The organism is Dokdonia sp. R86516 (assembly GCF_044596715.1).
In the GTDB taxonomy this organism is placed as follows: domain Bacteria; phylum Bacteroidota; class Bacteroidia; order Flavobacteriales; family Flavobacteriaceae; genus Dokdonia.
Genome location: NZ_CP138998.1, coordinates 2,958,899 through 2,974,696, shown reverse-complemented (window position 1 = coordinate 2,974,696; position 15,798 = coordinate 2,958,899). Strand labels below are relative to the sequence as shown.

The following is a 15,798-nucleotide window of genomic DNA, read 5'->3' as shown; positions in this document are numbered from 1 at the left end:
TAGAAATTAAAAAAGCGCTATTTCAAAACTTTTATAATCAGAAAAGCGTTATTTAATGATATAAATAACGCTTTATTTTTAATAATGATTTTCACTACATAGGTGTAGTGTCCAAAAACTTACTCTTAAGTTCTGGAGTAGGAATCATACAGGCTTCTTTTTTGCCAAACCATTTATAGCGATTACGGGCAATAAAATCATAAACCGCATCACGAAAGAATTTCGGAAGAATTAGAAACACAGCAAGCAAAGGCCAGCCAGCAGATAGTTGCTTTGCAATGTGAAGCGCCGCCGTAGATTTTGCATAGGCTTTATCTTCAGTCACTAAAATGATAGAGTCTACCTTATCAAGATCTATATGATGTTTTGCAGCAAGTTCTTTTCCTATCTCGCTTTGCAATGGAGCATATCTAAATAGATCCTTCTTATCACGCTGTATGATAAAGGTGATCGCCCCGTTGCACAAATTGCAAACTCCGTCAAAAAGGATGATTTTTTTAGTCATACTAATGATAGGCTATTACTTAGCATTCTTCTTTTTGCGTTGTACGAGCTCTAGTTGTTCTAGAGAAACATTTGTGGTAAACATCCCGTAATCTACGGTGGCTTTGCCTTTTTCTATACTATCTATCACTCCCACAGCCTTACCGTCAAACATACGCACGCGATCTCCTTCTCTTAAAATCACCTTTGGTTTTACAACCTCTGGTGCTGTTTTCTTAGCCTCTTTCTTTTTCTCACGTATGACTTTTACGTGCTTTTCGGCTTCTTTTTTTGTGGCGATTGCTTTGGCTTTTTCTGCCTTGGCTTGTTTTGCACTTTGTTTCTTACGCTTACTATTTTCTATCTGTACGATTTTCATAAACTCGGCTACGAGTTCGCGTTTTTTCTTATCGTGATAGAATTTCTTGCTTATGCCATCTAGCTTTGTACCTAAGTAAATCAAGCGCTGGTTGCTGTCATACAGTTCTTGGTAAGCCTCTAGCTTACTTTGTACCTTCTCATTTATTTCTGCGAGTTGGGCTTTTTCTTTTGCGGCTTGTTGTTCTTTCGCTTTAAGCGAACTAGTAGTTTTTGAGAGTTTGCTGCGCTCCTTTTGTAGGTTTGCAATACTCTTGTCAAAACGTATTTTTCCACGCTCTACCTTTTTCTTAGAGCGGTTTATAAGCGAGTAGGGGATGCCATTTTTTTGTGCCACCTCAAAGGTAAAAGAGCTTCCCGCTTCTCCCATATGTAGCTTAAATAGTGGCTCCAGTGTGCGTGCATCAAAGAGCATATTTGCATTTACAATCTCTGGCGTCTCGTTTGCCATCATCTTGAGATTTGCATAGTGCGTCGTGATAATACCAAAAGCCTCACGCTCGTGAAAAACCTCAAGAAACGTCTCTGCCAGTGCACCTCCCAGCTCAGGATCTGATCCTGTACCAAACTCATCTATAAGAATAAGCGTGTTTTTATCACACTTCTTAAGGAAGTAGTTCATATTCTTAAGGCGGTAGCTGTAGGTACTTAGGTGATTTTCTATACTCTGGTTATCACCTATATCTGTAAGAATCTTATTAAACAGGCACATTCTAGAATACTCGTGTACCGGTATAAGCATACCACTTTGTAGCATTACTTGCAGCAGCCCTACGGTTTTTAGAGTGATACTCTTACCGCCGGCATTAGGCCCAGAAATCACAATAATGCGACTCCCTTGATCTAGATGTATGTCTTGAGGATACGTCTTCTCATTTTTTGCATTATTATTAAGAAGAAGTAGCGGGTGATAGGCATCTTTTATGGTAAGTTCTCTATCTGTAGTAATTTTAGGAAGTAGGCCATTCAGCTTTTCGGCATACTTCATTTTTGCGGCTATTACATCTATGTCACTCAGTAGCTCTTGATACTCCTCAAATAGCGGGATGAAAGGACGCATCGCATTAGTAAGTTCTTTAAGAATACGTTTTACCTCTTCATCTTCCTCAAAAATAAGGTTGTTGAGTTCGCGCTGCGCCTGTAGCGTAGCTTCTGGTTGTATATAGGTGATGCTCCCCGTCTTTGAGCTACCCATAATAGAACCTTTTACCTTACGTCTATGCATCGCAGTTACAGCAAGTACACGCACATTATCTACTATAGTCTCGCGTATGTCATCTAGATAGCCATAACCAGCATACTGCCCTAGTGCGCTAGAGAAGCTTGAGTTTATACGACCTTTAGTTTGGTTAATCGCTCGGCGTAAGGTGCCTAGGGTAGGTGTTGCATCATCGCGCACCTCGCCATACTTATCTATTATTCTTGTGACAGCATCTATAATCGCTGTGGTATACTCTGTTTCCCTTACAGTACTATAAAGCGTAGGGTAGAGTTCTTCAAACTTTTTAAAAAACTTGAGGTGAATATTTACCGTCTCAGAGATGCTAGATAGTTTTTTAAAACTCCCTTTCTCAAGGGTACTATCTTCTATGGCTAGGTATTTTAACTCGTGGTCAAGACTATCAAAGCCGTGATTAGGTATTGCACTATCTGCCGTTCTAGAAGACAGGTACTCATTAGTCTGATGAAGGCCAAAAAGCGCTTGTTTAGGTGTAGGGTAGGGCTCTATGGTGAGCGCTTTTGCTTTACCTTTTTCTGTCGTACAACGCTCAGAAACCTGCTCACAAACAATATCAAATTCTAAGTCTTGAAGTGTCTTTTTATTGATTTTTATCATAGGGATCTCGCTTTCGCGAAAGCGTAATAGAACCACAACGGCTCTGTAATTATTTCTTTTTTCTCTAGCTTTGAGTTGTCTAATAGCAATGACAAACTCTTATACAAAAATACGGATTATGCACGTAAATATAGAAGACAGCTGGAAGCAAGAACTCACTGCCGAATTTGAGAAGCCTTATTTTAAATCGCTTACCACATTTGTAAAGGAGGAGTATGCTACCCACACGTGCTATCCGCCGGCTGGGGAGATTTTTTCTGCCTTTGATCATTGCCCTTTTGATAAGGTAAAAGTCGTGATTATAGGTCAAGATCCTTATCACGGAGCTGGACAGGCTAACGGACTTTGCTTTTCTGTGCAAGATGGCGTAGCGCATCCTCCATCACTTAAAAATATCTTTAAGGAGCTAGAAACAGATATGGGACTACCTACACCAGTATCTGGTAATCTAGATAGATGGGCAGCACAAGGAGTGTTACTTCTTAATGCAACGCTTACAGTAAGAGCAGGCGAGGCAGGATCTCATCAAAAGCAAGGCTGGGAGCAGTTTACAGATGTGGTGATAGATACGCTTTCGCGAAAGCGTGAAAACATTATTTTCTTACTCTGGGGAGGATTTGCCAAAAAGAAAGGTAGAAAAATAGATGCGTCAAAACATTTTATCCTACTCTCTGGACATCCATCACCACTAAGCGCAAACCGTGGTTACTGGTTCGGTAATAAGCATTTTAGTAAGGTAAATGAGATTTTACTGAGCAAAGGAGAAGCGCCAATAAACTGGTAAAACAAGACATAAAAAAAACGACGCCGAAAATTTGAATTAGCTTTCAGCGCCGTTTACTTTAAAGGTTGAATATTATTCTTCTTCCTCTGCTTCAGGTTCTGCAACTTCATTGCATGAAAATTGCAATAGCAGGAAATTGATAGCAATTAGGATTGCCATCACAATAAAAAAAATGGTCATTAAAAAAAATAAGTAGTTTGTTCCCTATAGATACATATCAATGGGAAAGGTTGCGTGCGTGCTTAATAAATTTAAAGAGATTTCTTGAAAAGACTCGCATCAAGCTGATTATCTATCATTTTTAAATCTGATAGTCTTGATTGAATACGCACAATTTCCTTGTCTGTAATCTGATCTTGAGACCAAGTGGTCATTGTGAGCCATTTTTGAATATCTTCTAGCTGCTGCTCATACCTATTTGCAAGTGTGCGGTCTATGGAAGGTATATTTTTAAAATCTGCAGATACTGTATTAATAGTTTCTAGTACGACTTTGATAGCATCATTGTTTTGAGAAACAAAATCTTCCCTACCTGCGATTACAAAGCAACTCCAAGGTGTAGGAAAATCACCTAATCTCTTGAAGACTCCTTTATCTACAATAGGTTTTGTAGTAAAGTGTTCCCACATGAAATAATCTGCAGTACCTTCTGTAAGTGCTGTAATAGCGCCATCTAAGGTGTTTATTACTTCAAATTTAAGCTCCTCTGTATTCCAGCCTCTTTGCTCTGCTTGAACGTGAGCCATTACGTGAGATCCAGAGCCATAGCGGCTTATTGCACATACTTTGTTCTCAAGTTCTTCTAGGGATTGTAAGGTGCTATTACCAGCAACATGCACCCCCCATTGTAGTGGAGAAGAGACAAATATTTGTAAAATCTTTGATGGATTACCATTTGCGATGTCCTTAATGATCCCGCCAGTTAAAATAACTGCTAGATCAATCTCGTTATCACGCAAAGCTTTATTCATAGCACCTGTACCTTCTGGAAAATCTATCCACTGTACATCTACTCCCTGTTCTTTAAACATTTCATCTTCTATTGCAAGATGCCAAGGAAGGTTAAAATGTTCTGGTACTCCACCTATTCGTACTGTAGTCATATGCTTAATTGTGCTTCGCTTTTAGATAGTCAAAAATAGCATATTGTGATCTAATTTTTGGTGTTTCTTTTTCTGCTTTCGCGAAAGCGTTATTCTCTTCTTTATTTTGAATACGAGCCTTTACATTATCTGATAGCTGAATGTTAAAAATCTCCATCAACTCTTTACGACAATCAGCATCTGTAATGGGCACAAGAACTTCAATACGTCTATCTAGATTTCTTGTCATCCAGTCTGCACTTCCCATAAATAGCTGCTCATCACCATCATGATTAAACCAGTAAATACGGCCATGCTCCAGATATCTATCTAAAATTGAGGTCATGTAGATATTCTCGCTCAGCCCTTTTACTCCAGGGATAAGAGCGGTAAAGCCGCGCACAAGCATTGTGATTTTTACCCCAGCTTGACTTGCTTTGTAGAGTAATTTAATCATATCCTTATCCTCAAGACTATTCATTTTTATTTTTATCTCTGCATGTTTGCCAGACTGAGCAAAATCAATCTCATCATTAATGAGCTTTTCAAAAGTGCGTCGTGTTGTAAAAGGAGAGACAAGCAAATGCTTGTTACGAGGTACAATGAGGTCTCCTTCTAGTACTTTAAAGACTCGGTTTAATTCCTTGCCCAGTTTTTTATCTGCCGAAAAGAAGCCATGATCTGCATAGATTTTTGAGGTTTTTGCATTAAAGTTACCAGTACCTATATAGATGTATCGACGGTTTTTTCCTTCCTCTTTGCGCTTTATAAGTAATATTTTAGAATGTACCTTGATACGCGGGTAGCTATAAATAACGGTAGCTCCTTTCTCTTCAAAAGTGCGTCCCCAAGTAATGTTATTCTCTTCGTCAAAACGAGCTTTTGCTTCTATAAAGATGAACACCTTTTTACCATTATCTAACGCCTTAAGTAGCGCCGAAGTAAGTGGAGATTCACTTGCTACCCGATATAGGGAAATCTTTATTTCTGTTACATCTTTATCTTCTGAGGCTTGCTCTATAAAACGCTCCACATAGTTAAATGACATAAACGGAAAATGCACCAGATGATTTCTGTCTCTTAATACTTTAAAGTAATCTGTAGCATTCTCGAGAGCATTATGTTTTATTAATGGTTTCTTTTCAAAATGTAAATCAGGATTTTCGGTAGGGTCTGGAAACTGAAAAAAGTCATTAAAGTTGTGATAGCGACCGCCTGGCATCATGTCTACCTTACCTACACGCAAGAGTTTTCGTAATTTCTTTGCATCATCTTTATCCATAGATGCATCATAAAGCAACCTCGTAGGTTGCCCTTTGTGTCGTCTCTTTAAAGACTCATAAATACGGTCTGCAAGAATACCATCTAGCTCATCATCTAGATATAACTCAGCATCTCTAGATATCTTTACTTCAAAAATGCCACGTATTTCCTCATTAGGGAAAATTGTGTCCATTTTATAGTGGATAATATCGTCTATAAAAGTAAGATAATGCTCTCCACTTTCCTTGAGTAGGTGTACAAAGCGATCTACTTTATGAGTAGGGATTGTTACAAATCCCACCTTTGAGTTGTCCTTAAAGAGAACGTAAAAGTATAGTGATTGGTCTTCTAGAAAGATATCATTCTTTGCTCCAACATCAACCTTTTTAATATCAATATGCTCTCTTATGGTAGAAGCATACCAGCCATCTGCAAGAATTTTGTGCTTGTCTGTATAAGTTTTTGAGGTAAGGATGTGGATATGGTGCTTTTCTAGCTCTGGGATAATCACTTTTCTAAAAGTGTGGCCAAAACGTTGCTGTTGCTCATGCACCGTTGCTTTGATCTCCTTAACAATCTTATTAGGTTTAAGGGATAATTGCTTTCTAATTTCTTTTTTTACTCTTTTGAGTTGGCGCAATTGTGACACGCGAACTCTAAAAAACTCATCTAGATTAGTGGAATATATCGCTAGAAATTTGAGACGCTCATACAGCGGATTATTCTCTACATCTTCGGCTTCTTGAAGTACACGCTCGTTAAAACTAAGCCAGTTTAAATCTCTATGTCTAAAATTTTCGTCGGTAAGTTTAATCATCTCAGAGTATTTACTCAAATGTACAAAAGCACTCCCCTGGAAGGATTAAGTCTATGTTAAAAGAGGAGCAGTAAATGCTCCTCTTAAAGAAATGATATTAACCTAAAACGTATTAATCTTTTGTGAGTGCATCAAGTGTATACTGGATAAGAGCTTCGGTTTGCTCAGTAGGTTTATCGCTAAAAGTCATATTTGCTCTATTGGCAATAATACAATTGAGAGATACAGCACGGTGTCCTAGTAATTTTGCTAGGCCATATATTCCAGAAGTTTCCATCTCTAGATTAGTAACCTTAAGCTCTTTGCTAGTTGCGCTTTCGCGAAAGCAAAAAGTTCCTAGCTTCTCATTCATGGTAGCGTCTGTTGTTTTGAGTCTTAACATTCTTCCCTGTGGACCATAGAATCCAATGTTTGTAGCAGTAAATCCATCCACCATTGTATCTGAAGCAAATTTTGCTGCAAGTTGCTCATCACAAGAAACTACGTAAGGTTCACTTTTTTCTGGAGCCCATGACATGTGCTCTATAAAAGCTTTTTGTATTACTGGATGCTGTACGTGTTTACTATCATAAAAGTGGAGTAGGGCATCCAGACCTATCGCATAACGGCTCATTAAGAAGGAGTTTACGGGTATATCTGCTTGAATAGAACCACTTGTGCCTATGCGTACAATATTTAAGCTAGTATGCGTTTCGTTGATCTCTCTTGTTTCTAGGTTAATGTTAACCAGCGCGTCAAGTTCGTTGAGTACAATGTCAATGTTATCTGTGCCTATTCCAGTAGAAATAACTGTGATTTCTTTTCCTTTATAAGTTCCGGTACTTGTTTTGAATTCGCGCTTTTGTGTTGTAAAACGCACACTATCAAAATATTTTGTAACCGTATCTACACGATCAGGATCTCCTACTGTGATTACTGTAGGAGCAAGATGCTCTGGACGTAAATTAAGGTGATAAATACTACCGTCTGGATTAAGTATAAGTTCTGATGGTGCTATTGCCATGTATTAAGTTTTTGTGAGTTGATGGTTATCGTCGTTGTAAACATATTCATATTTTGATGCACCTCCTAATGTACAGGGGTACTTCATTTCTTGAAATACATTAATTGAATTGTCTAGAATGTTATTTGCTTTCTCTGTTAAAACGAGACGATTGTCTATGTTTTCAAAAAATGGAGACATACGAGTTATCATTTTCTTGATTTGTATATCACCGTAGCCATAGTACCCTTGATAATTGAGCATATAGCCACATAATTGATGTTCTGTCTTGATGTTGTATGTCCTTATGAGTCTAAGCATATTTGTCTCTAGCGTATTGAGACCTGTAATTGCGCTAGGAAAACGTTCTTTATGAGCACTTATGCAATTAGACAAGTAAATAAAATTAGAATCTTTGGCTCTTTTTGGATCTAACTTAAGTGGGTCTTTACCACAATAAAGTCTCCATAAGTCATCTGCAATAAAAAGATCATGATTAGTAAGAAGTACTTTATCTTTATAATGAATCAGTAACTGCTTTTGAGATAGTTGAGATAGGGCAAATAGTTCCTTTTCTCCAGAAACCCTGCCGCTACATACTAGGTAAACATTTGCTTTGTACCCTTGAGATTTTATAAAACTTATGCACGCAAGCATATTTATATGACAAAAAAGATCATATTCAAACCACAATACAATCTCTTCATATTGATGAGCATCTGCAATAATGGCTAGCTGACTACCAAATATTTCGTCATAACCTCCTGCTTGGTCAGGGTAGTTATTTTTAAAAAAATCAACACGTGCTTTTCTAAAAGCCCTACTTGTAAGATCTACTATAGTTTTCCCCTCACAAAGCATCTCTCTCCATACTGCATAATCTCCCTCTATTTTCATGGTTAATAGGCGGTCATTAAGACTGTCACCATTAGTAACGTGCAACGTTTTTTTCATAATACGGAGGGATAATTAAAAAATAAAAACAGTTAAAAATAGATTTATTAACCGCCTACACGCTTTGTTTTAAAGCCTTTCTCTTTTAAAAAGCTCATAATGCGATCTCTATAATCGCCTTGAATGATAATACTTTCATTTTTAAAACTTCCACCTACACCGAGCAAGACTTTAATCTCTTTAGCAAGAATTTTAAAATCTGATGTAGCTCCAGTATAACCTTCAATGATTGTAATGGGCTTACCTTTACGTTTCTCATATTTACAGATGAGAGGATCGTCTTGTATCCAAAGCGTATCTTCTATATCAAGATTTTCGATAGGATCTTTTTCCGGAGTATGATCCGGAAAAAGATTCTTTAATTGATCGCCTAAGTCCATAATTATTCTTTAATCAGTCCTATTTCTACTAGGCGCTGGTGTAAAAAGTCTCCAGCAGTAATATCCTCAAACGCCTTAGGGTGTTCTTCACTCACACACTCATCAAGACAATTCAGTTTCATATCTGATCTCGGGTGCATAAAGAAAGGAATACTGTAACGAGCGGTTCCCCATTCTTCTTTTGGCGGATTTACCACTCGGTGTATTGTAGAGCGTAGTTTGTTATTAGTATGGCGCTCTAGCATGTCACCTACATTTATTACTAGCTCATCTTCATTAGGAATCGCGTCTATCCACTCTCCGTCTTTGCGTAACACTTGAAGCCCTCCAGCAGATGCTCCCATTAATAAAGTAATCAAGTTGATGTCTCCGTGTGCTCCTGCACGTACGGCTCCCTTAGGCTCTTCACTAATAGGTGGGTAATGAATAGGGCGCAAGATGCTATTACCATTATTTGCCCAGTGGTCAAAATAGAACTCATCAAGGCCAATGTATAATGCAAGTGCTCTTAATACGTAAATACCTGTCTTTTCTAGCATGCGGTATGCTTCCATACCTTTTTCATTAAATTCAGGTAATTCTTTTACTTCAATGTTTTCTGGATACGCTTCGGCAAGGTTTGCGTCTTCGTCTGCTTCTTGACCAAAATGCCAGAATTCTTTTAAATCTCCCTCTTTCTTACCTTTTGCATGTTCTTTACCAAAAGAAATATACCCACGCTGGCCACCGCCTCCTTCTATTTCATATTTTTTCTTAGTATCCTCTGGAAGTGCAAAAAAGTCCTTTACATTTTTATATAATCCATCTACAAGTTGATCATCTAGAAAGTGATTCTTTAATGATACAAATCCTATCTCTTCGTATGCTTTTCCTATCTCTTGTACAAACTTCTGTTTACGAGAGTTATCCTCGCTTAAAAAGTCTGCTAAGTCTACACTTGGTATATTATTCATCATTATTAATTTACTGTTGTCTTACGAAGATAGTTAAATTTAGGGGGGTAACGGCGTTATTGACAATTTGGGATGCAAAATTGTTAGTAACTTTTTGTGCGCTTTCGCGAAAGCGTAATAAGTCAACTTTAAAGCTATACTATGTTAAATTTATTAGTAATTGATAGTCAAAAAGATAGTTTCATATTAAATTCAAGTTAAACCAAATGCTCTTATGGAGTTAGAGCCTATTATCTTTCTATCTTTAGGTTATGGAAAAGATATTAGTAGCAGGTGCCCACGGTACCACAGGAAAAAAAATAGTTAACCTTTTAAATGAATCTCAATACTTCACACCGATTGCAATGGTGCGTAAAGAGGAGCAAAAATCCTTTTTTGAATCGCAAGGTGTTGAGACAGTTATGGGAGACCTAGAAGAGGATGTAAGTCCAGTTTTTAGTCAACCATATGATAAAGTACTTTTTGCAGCAGGATCTGGTGGAAAAAAAGTAGTAGCAGTAGACCAAGAAGGCGCAAAGAAAATGATTGATGCTTCAAAAAAGAATAACATCAAGAAGTTTGTAATGCTAAGCTCCATGGGAGCAGATAATCCAGAAGAGGCAGAAGACTTGCAGGATTACCTAAGGGCAAAACATAATGCAGATGTATACCTAAAAGAAAGCGGACTCAATTATGCGATAGTGCGTCCAGGAAGCTTGACAAATGATGAGCTTACAAATAAAATTGAGCTACAAGAAAAGCTTGGAAAGCACGGAGAAATAAGTCGTAATGATGTAGCGCAAACGCTGGTACGCTCTCTTAATGACGATGTAGCAAACAGAGAAACTTTTGAAATTATAAAAGGCGATACGCTCATAGCAGATGCCTTAAATAAAGTAGCAGTACATTAAAAAAAAGTACAGCGGATTATAAAAATGCGACTCCCTTCGGTGAGTCGCATTTTTTTTGCTTTTAATTTCTGGTTATAATTTTTTGTCATGTTTGAGGAGCTCATTAAGAGCTTAATCGTTCTATAATTTTATCAGCAGTTTCATTTGCCGATGAAATTGCACCATCCATATAACCCGGAAAGTTTTTTGCACTTTCTGAACTTGAAATAAATAAATTGTCGTCCCATAGAGACTCTCGAAACAAAGGATTCCCATTATTTTGATGCGGAAATAATGGACTCTCAGATACTACATGAGTGTGTGACTCCTTGCTCCATACACATTCATGGTATGCTGTATACTCTTGAGCACTTGTGCCAAAAACATTCACCAGCTGATTTATAACTAGTTTTTTACGTTCTTTGTCACTCAGTTTTTTATAAGAGGCATTTATAAAGCCACAGAGAGCAAATTTTGATTTTTCAACATTTTCATGATTGTAAAATTCTGTAACTGGTCCTATGTTGCTAAAAAGAGTACTAGGCTTTTGCCCTGCTTCCCAGAATGGAGTAGGGTATGTGATTGCAACCTTTATAGAGTCTTCCATCCAAGTATGTGTTTGCAGTGCGAGCAGAGACAATTGAGATGGTAATGGTGGTGTAAAAGTAATTTGGGAGACCCATAACTTAGGTGGTAAAGCGAGAACTACTGCATCTGCTTCAAAGGTATCTTTGCTTAAAACTAGAACCTTATTGTTTATATACTGCACAGATTTTACAGATTGGTTGAGTAAGATATTTGTACTATCAAGCTTGTTGTAAATTGCGTCAATCAATGCAGAGGTTCCGCCTGCTATTCTATAGCTAGCAGCTTGTGATGGGATTTCTATTTGCTGAGCTCCATTACTCCCTACGGGTTCGTAAAAAACAGTAGCATCCATGTGCTGTTTAAACCTCGAGATGTTTAACTCTTCTAGAAGACTTACAACCTCTGTGTGATAATCTCCAAACCACGTTGCGCCCATTTCTACGGGAGCTTGCTCTTCATTGTAAAGAGTGTGGATTCTACCGCCTATGCGAGATCTTGCCTCCAGAACGGTATATGGTATTCCTTGTTTTTGTAATCGATATGCAGTAAGTAACCCTGATAATCCAGCTCCTATTATTATAACCATAACACAAAAGTAGAGAAATCATAATCACTAGCGCTTTCGATGACTTAATTCGCTACATTTGAGGTAATAGACAACAACCTAATGGCGACTACAACAAAATCTAACATACCCTTTACTTACAATAGAGCATCTTTAGAAAACGATACCTTACTTAAACTATATAGAGCAATGCTTAAACCTCGTTTGATAGAGGAGCGCATGCTTATTTTACTAAGACAGGGAAAGGTGTCAAAATGGTTTTCTGGTATAGGTCAAGAAGCAATCTCCGTAGGAGTCACTGCTGCGATGAAGCCAGAAGAGTATATATTACCTATGCACCGTAACCTCGGTGTTTTTACTACTCGTGAGATTCCTTTATATAGATTATTTACACAATGGCAAGGAAAGATGAGCGGCTTTACTAAGGGACGCGATCGTAGTTTTCACTTTGGCACGCAAGAATTTAATATTGTGGGTATGATTTCTCACCTAGGTCCACAACTTGGTGTAGCAGATGGTATTGCACTTGCACATAAATTGCGCAATGAGAAAGCCGTAACCGCCGTTTTCACTGGGGAAGGAGGTACAAGTGAGGGAGATTTTCATGAGGCTCTCAATGTTGCATCTGTATGGCAATTACCTGTACTATTCTGCATAGAGAATAACGGTTATGGATTATCTACTCCTACAACGGAGCAATATAACTGTGAGCATCTTGCTGATAGAGCAAAAGGTTATGGGATGGAATCTCACATTATTGATGGAAATAATATTTTAGAGGTATACACTAAGATTTCAGAAATTACAGAAGATATACGTAACAATCCGCGTCCAGTTTTAATAGAGTTTAAAACGTTTAGAATGCGTGGTCATGAGGAGGCAAGTGGTACTAAGTATGTTCCTGAGGAATTAATGGAATCATGGGCAGCAAAAGATCCGCTACTTAACTTTGAGCAATATTTGATAGAAGAAGGGATTCTTTTTCAAGATACTAAAGAGTCCTATGAGATTTCTATTAAAGAGGAAATTACAGAACACCTCGATAAAGCATATGCAGAGGATAATATTACACCTGATCTAGAAACTGAGATGAAGGATGTGTATGCTCCGTTTAGCTTTCGCGAAAGCGTACCTACCAAAGACACAGAAGAGCTACGCTTAATAGATGCTATATCTCAAGGACTGAGACAGTCAATGGAGAAATACGATGATCTTGTCATTATGGGACAAGATGTAGCCGAATACGGAGGTGTTTTTAAAATCACCGATGGATTTGTGGAGCAATTTGGTCGTGATAGAGTGCGTAACACACCCATTTGTGAGAGTGCCATTGTAGAGACTGCTATGGGTCTTGCTATCAATGGTAAAAAAGGATTGATGGAAATGCAATTTTCAGATTTTGCAACTTCTGGCTTTAATCCTATTGTAAATTATCTCGCAAAATCACACTATCGTTGGTCTCAACCCGCAGATGTGGTGATACGTATGCCTTGTGGTGCTGGTGTGGCTGCTGGACCTTTTCACTCTCAAACTAATGAAGCCTGGTTTACACATACACCAGGTCTTAAGGTGGTTTTTCCTGCTTTTCCAGCAGATGCAAAGGGATTACTTGCAACGGCTATAGAAGATCCAAATCCCGTGCTATTCTTTGAGCATAAAAAGCTATATAGAAGTATAAGACAAGAAGTGCCTACAGATTATTACACAATCCCGTTAGGTAAGGCTGCACTAGTAAGAGAAGGGTCACAGCTTACCATCATCACCTACGGAGCAGGGGTGCACTGGGCGCTTGACTTATTAAATAAAAGAGCAGAACTATCTGTAGATCTTATAGACTTGAGAACACTACAACCACTAGATAAGGAGAGCATCATCGCATCTGTTTGTAAAACGGGTAAGGCATTATTACTTACAGAAGATTCTGGCTTTGGGTCTATTATGTCAGATATTTCGGCCCTTATAATGGAATCTTGTTTTGAGAAGCTAGATGCACCGGTAAAACGTGTGACAAGCTTAGATACTCCTATTCCTTTTGATGCAAATCTAGAGCAGCAGTACTTACCATTAGAGCGTCTAGAAGGTGAGCTTCAAGAGCTCATAGACTATTAAGAATTTACAATAGATTATTATTTAAAAAGGGCTTCATATATGAAGCCCTTTTTTTATGGGATTGAAAATGTTAATGTTTTAAGTAAAAATGAGTTAAAAGCTGGAATCTTGGCTATCGGTTAACATTTAGCCGTTAAAGGCTGCTAAAGAATAAAAATAAAGCGGTTTATCTAGATACTTTTACATCATACTAATCAATAAAAACAATATATTATGTTACGCTGGACAGTTATTTTTATCATCATTGCAATCATCGCAGCAGTCTTCGGATTTGGCGGAATCGCTTCAGGTGCGGAAAGCATTGCAAAAATATTATTCTTCATCTTTATTGTACTCTTCTTACTTTCTTTAGTAAGTAGATTATTCAAGAGATAAGACTATTTAAACATACTTAAAACGCAGCCTTTCATTTACGAGAGGTTGCTTTTTTTAATTTAATCCTAATTATTATGAACTATATAAAGTCAATTATACTCGTGGTTTTTATAGCTACACTAGCAAGCTGTGGACCATCTCAAGTGGTAAAACAGTCTAAAAAAACTCTCAAAGGAACTTGGACACTTAACGAAGTAAGTTATGATCGACAAGGAACTTTTAATATCAACCTTTTTAATGACGCATCGCAAGAATGTATGGAAGGAAGTACATGGCGTTTTATCCCTAACAACAACTTTGGAAATTATGAGCTTTCTGGAGTAGGTTGTGATGTAGAGAAGCGATATTTCGTATGGAGTATACCAGACAACGAAGGTGATGATATGAATTATAATATTCTTGTGAAGCCAACAGATGCTAAAATGAAGTCTGAAACTAACGCTGGCTTTAGAGTAGCACTTTCTTACCTATCTGAAGACCAATTACAAATGTCGCAGACAGTGAGCGTAGAAGGAAAGCCCTTTAATATTACAATGAACTTTACAAAAATTGCAGAGTAATCTGTGGTCAACAATCAACCTAAAGAATTAAGATTATGAAAAATATAGTAAGAAAAATTACAGTAATAGCATTAGGAGCAGCTATGCTCACGGGTTTCACAAGTTGTGAGGCCACAAAAAATGCAAATAACAAACAAAAAGGAGCAGTTATAGGTGCAACTGGAGGAGCTATTCTTGGAGCAATTATTGGTAACAATGCTGGTAAAGGTGGCAATGGAGAACTAGGTGCTGTTATAGGTGGCGTAGTAGGTGGTGGAGCAGGTGTTCTCATTGGTAACAAAATGGACAAGCAAGCACAACAAATAGAGCAAGAGCTTCCAGGTGCAACGGTAGAGCGTATAGATGACGGTATCGTGGTGACCTTTGATGAGAACTCAGGTGTTTATTTTGATACTGCAAAATATAATGTAAACCCAGAAAGTCAGACATTGCTTAACAAGCTATCTAATATCATGAAAGAGTATAACCAGACTAACGTGGTGGTGGCAGGACATACGGATAGTGTGGGATCTGACGCAAATAATATGACTTTATCACAAAACCGAGCAAATGCTGTGACTAACTATATGGTAGGTACAGGATTATCTGCAGGGAGATTTACTACGGTTTGGTATGGAGAAGCGCAACCAGCAGCTAGTAATGACACTGCAGAAGGTCGTGCCCAGAACAGACGTGTACAACTTGCTATCGTTCCTAATGAAGAGATGAAGCAGGACGCGGTGAAAGAAGCAAACGGAAGGAACTAATTCCTTCTGTTAAACAGAAATCACAAAATCCTCAAAACTTATGTTTTGGGGATTTTTTATGCGATCTAATCTG

At 37.9% G+C, this 15,798-nt stretch carries 15 protein-coding genes; 6 read left to right on the top strand and 9 right to left on the bottom strand.

The genetic code is table 11. The annotated features are described in order from the left end of the window. Positions 1-94: 94 nt before the first annotated feature. Both SJY23_RS13355 and SJY23_RS13350 read right to left on the bottom strand, forming a co-directional pair. Positions 95-505, bottom strand: coding sequence for a thiol-disulfide oxidoreductase DCC family protein (locus SJY23_RS13355; protein WP_396596724.1), 411 nt, complete (start codon positions 503-505; stop codon positions 95-97). Between the two features lie 15 nt (positions 506-520). Continuing rightward, the gene (locus SJY23_RS13350) at positions 521-2,698 is read right to left on the bottom strand and encodes a DNA mismatch repair protein MutS (RefSeq protein ID WP_396596723.1); all 2,178 of its coding nucleotides are present in this window, start codon (positions 2,696-2,698) and stop codon (positions 521-523) included. Positions 2,699-2,816: 118 nt separating this feature from the next. Here SJY23_RS13350 and SJY23_RS13345 point away from each other — a divergent pair, with 118 nt between their 5' ends. Continuing rightward, complete coding sequence (locus SJY23_RS13345) at positions 2,817-3,482, top strand: uracil-DNA glycosylase (RefSeq protein ID WP_396596722.1); 666 nt, start codon at positions 2,817-2,819, stop codon at positions 3,480-3,482. A gap of 251 nt (positions 3,483-3,733) precedes the next feature. On the opposite strand, the gene SJY23_RS13340 is transcribed toward SJY23_RS13345, so the two are convergent. The 6 genes from SJY23_RS13340 to SJY23_RS13315 all read right to left on the bottom strand — a co-directional run bounded on the left by SJY23_RS13340 (position 3,734) and on the right by SJY23_RS13315 (position 9,913). Then, the gene (locus SJY23_RS13340) at positions 3,734-4,585 is read right to left on the bottom strand and encodes a substrate-binding domain-containing protein (protein ID WP_396596721.1); all 852 of its coding nucleotides are present in this window, start codon (positions 4,583-4,585) and stop codon (positions 3,734-3,736) included. A gap of 4 nt (positions 4,586-4,589) precedes the next feature. Then, on the bottom strand, positions 4,590-6,644 hold the full coding sequence (ppk1, locus tag SJY23_RS13335; RefSeq protein ID WP_396596720.1) for a polyphosphate kinase 1: 2,055 nt from the start codon (positions 6,642-6,644) through the stop codon (positions 4,590-4,592). A gap of 112 nt (positions 6,645-6,756) precedes the next feature. Further along, entirely contained in the window at positions 6,757-7,647 is an 891-nt protein-coding gene (locus SJY23_RS13330) for a nucleoside phosphorylase (RefSeq protein ID WP_396596719.1), read from the bottom strand. Between the two features lie 3 nt (positions 7,648-7,650). Next, positions 7,651-8,580 (bottom strand): DUF1835 domain-containing protein, encoded by a 930-nt coding sequence (locus tag SJY23_RS13325; protein WP_396596718.1) that lies wholly within the window; start codon positions 8,578-8,580, stop codon positions 7,651-7,653. Between the two features lie 47 nt (positions 8,581-8,627). Continuing rightward, the gene (locus tag SJY23_RS13320; protein ID WP_035336728.1) at positions 8,628-8,960 is read right to left on the bottom strand and encodes a translation initiation factor; all 333 of its coding nucleotides are present in this window, start codon (positions 8,958-8,960) and stop codon (positions 8,628-8,630) included. Positions 8,961-8,962: 2 nt separating this feature from the next. After that, on the bottom strand, positions 8,963-9,913 hold the full coding sequence (locus SJY23_RS13315; RefSeq protein ID WP_396596717.1) for an isopenicillin N synthase family dioxygenase: 951 nt from the start codon (positions 9,911-9,913) through the stop codon (positions 8,963-8,965). 251 nt (positions 9,914-10,164) lie between these two features. Between SJY23_RS13315 and SJY23_RS13310 the strand changes: the two genes are divergently transcribed. After that, complete coding sequence (locus tag SJY23_RS13310) at positions 10,165-10,803, top strand: SDR family oxidoreductase (RefSeq protein ID WP_396596716.1); 639 nt, start codon at positions 10,165-10,167, stop codon at positions 10,801-10,803. Between the two features lie 103 nt (positions 10,804-10,906). Here SJY23_RS13310 and SJY23_RS13305 read toward each other — a convergent pair whose 3' ends face one another. Beyond that, complete coding sequence (locus SJY23_RS13305; protein ID WP_396596715.1) at positions 10,907-11,956, bottom strand: flavin monoamine oxidase family protein; 1,050 nt, start codon at positions 11,954-11,956, stop codon at positions 10,907-10,909. 81 nt (positions 11,957-12,037) lie between these two features. On the opposite strand from SJY23_RS13305, the gene SJY23_RS13300 reads away from it, so the two are divergent. The 4 genes from SJY23_RS13300 (at position 12,038) to SJY23_RS13285 (ending at position 15,725) form a co-directional block, all read left to right on the top strand. After that, entirely contained in the window at positions 12,038-14,044 is a 2,007-nt protein-coding gene (locus SJY23_RS13300; RefSeq protein ID WP_396596714.1) for a thiamine pyrophosphate-dependent enzyme, read from the top strand. A gap of 213 nt (positions 14,045-14,257) precedes the next feature. Then, the gene (locus SJY23_RS13295; protein ID WP_013752004.1) at positions 14,258-14,419 is read left to right on the top strand and encodes a DUF1328 domain-containing protein; all 162 of its coding nucleotides are present in this window, start codon (positions 14,258-14,260) and stop codon (positions 14,417-14,419) included. A gap of 74 nt (positions 14,420-14,493) precedes the next feature. Further along, a complete protein-coding gene (locus SJY23_RS13290; protein WP_396596713.1) occupies positions 14,494-14,979 on the top strand; it encodes a lipocalin family protein in 486 nt (161 codons plus the stop codon). Positions 14,980-15,014: 35 nt separating this feature from the next. Continuing rightward, the gene (locus SJY23_RS13285; RefSeq protein ID WP_396596712.1) at positions 15,015-15,725 is read left to right on the top strand and encodes an OmpA family protein; all 711 of its coding nucleotides are present in this window, start codon (positions 15,015-15,017) and stop codon (positions 15,723-15,725) included. Positions 15,726-15,798: the final 73 nt, after the last annotated feature.

Bases quoted from the DNA above. Each gene is read 5' to 3' on its own strand.
- SJY23_RS13330 (WP_396596719.1), bottom strand. From the start codon at position 7,647: ATGGCAATAGCACCATCAGAACTTATACTTAATCCAGACGGTAGTATT.
- SJY23_RS13345 (WP_396596722.1), top strand. From the start codon at position 2,817: ATGCACGTAAATATAGAAGACAGCTGGAAGCAAGAACTCACTGCCGAA.
- SJY23_RS13315 (WP_396596717.1), bottom strand. From the start codon at position 9,913: ATGAATAATATACCAAGTGTAGACTTAGCAGACTTTTTAAGCGAGGAT.
- SJY23_RS13310 (WP_396596716.1), top strand. From the start codon at position 10,165: ATGGAAAAGATATTAGTAGCAGGTGCCCACGGTACCACAGGAAAAAAA.
- SJY23_RS13295 (WP_013752004.1), top strand. From the start codon at position 14,258: ATGTTACGCTGGACAGTTATTTTTATCATCATTGCAATCATCGCAGCA.
- SJY23_RS13355 (WP_396596724.1), bottom strand. From the start codon at position 505: ATGACTAAAAAAATCATCCTTTTTGACGGAGTTTGCAATTTGTGCAAC.
- SJY23_RS13320 (WP_035336728.1), bottom strand. From the start codon at position 8,960: ATGGACTTAGGCGATCAATTAAAGAATCTTTTTCCGGATCATACTCCG.
- SJY23_RS13350 (WP_396596723.1), bottom strand. From the start codon at position 2,698: ATGATAAAAATCAATAAAAAGACACTTCAAGACTTAGAATTTGATATT.
- SJY23_RS13325 (WP_396596718.1), bottom strand. From the start codon at position 8,580: ATGAAAAAAACGTTGCACGTTACTAATGGTGACAGTCTTAATGACCGC.
- SJY23_RS13305 (WP_396596715.1), bottom strand. From the start codon at position 11,956: ATGGTTATAATAATAGGAGCTGGATTATCAGGGTTACTTACTGCATAT.
- SJY23_RS13290 (WP_396596713.1), top strand. From the start codon at position 14,494: ATGAACTATATAAAGTCAATTATACTCGTGGTTTTTATAGCTACACTA.
- SJY23_RS13340 (WP_396596721.1), bottom strand. From the start codon at position 4,585: ATGACTACAGTACGAATAGGTGGAGTACCAGAACATTTTAACCTTCCT.
- SJY23_RS13300 (WP_396596714.1), top strand. From the start codon at position 12,038: ATGGCGACTACAACAAAATCTAACATACCCTTTACTTACAATAGAGCA.
- SJY23_RS13285 (WP_396596712.1), top strand. From the start codon at position 15,015: ATGAAAAATATAGTAAGAAAAATTACAGTAATAGCATTAGGAGCAGCT.
- ppk1 (WP_396596720.1), bottom strand. From the start codon at position 6,644: ATGATTAAACTTACCGACGAAAATTTTAGACATAGAGATTTAAACTGG.